Annotated in this window: 1 protein-coding gene; it reads left to right on the forward strand. The window is 63.2% G+C overall.

Going from position 1 to position 606, the window contains the following annotated elements; genetic code table 11:
* Window positions 1-273 precede the first annotated feature (273 nt).
* A partial coding sequence (locus U5A57_RS41340) for an MFS transporter (protein WP_415774724.1) occupies window positions 274-606 on the forward strand: 333 nt, incomplete at its 3' end.

Below are 606 nucleotides of genomic sequence, written 5' to 3' on the forward strand. Positions count from 1 at the left end.
TTATCCGCCGGGCGCAGATCGCACGGCAGCGCTCGCTGCTGCGGATCCGCTTCGCATCGTCGTCGCGTGATCGTTCCGGGTCGTGGCGACTTGCGGGACTTTCCGCGAACCAGGCCCGGTGTTGGGGGGTACGGAGAGTGCCACTAACACGTGCTTCCATTCCTGGGCGCTTTCGCCAGCCAGATAACAACTAGCCGGTAATGTGCAGCGAGGCTGACGATGAATTCATCCGGGTCGCCAGAAGGCGTCGCCCCCCTCAGTGGCGCGCGCTTCATGATTGGCACGTTCGCGGTCGCCCTTGCCACCTTCATGAACGTGCTCGATTCGTCGATCGCAAACGTTGCGATCCCAACGCTCTCGGGCAATCTCGGTGTGTCGGTGGACGAGGGAACGTGGGTCATCACGCTCTTTGCCGCTGCTAACGCAGTGGCAATTCCGCTTACGGGATGGCTGACACAGCGCGTGGGCCAGGTGCGCCTGTTTGTCTGGGCGATCCTGCTCTTCGTAGCATCTTCAGCTGCGTGCGGACTGGCGCCCAACCTCGCTGTGCTCCTCGTGGCACGGGTTGTTCAGGGCGCGGTGGCCGGGCCGTTGGTGCCTCTTTCA

It is taken from the genome of Paraburkholderia sp. J11-2 (genome assembly GCF_905220185.1).
Lineage (GTDB): Bacteria > Pseudomonadota > Gammaproteobacteria > Burkholderiales > Burkholderiaceae > Paraburkholderia.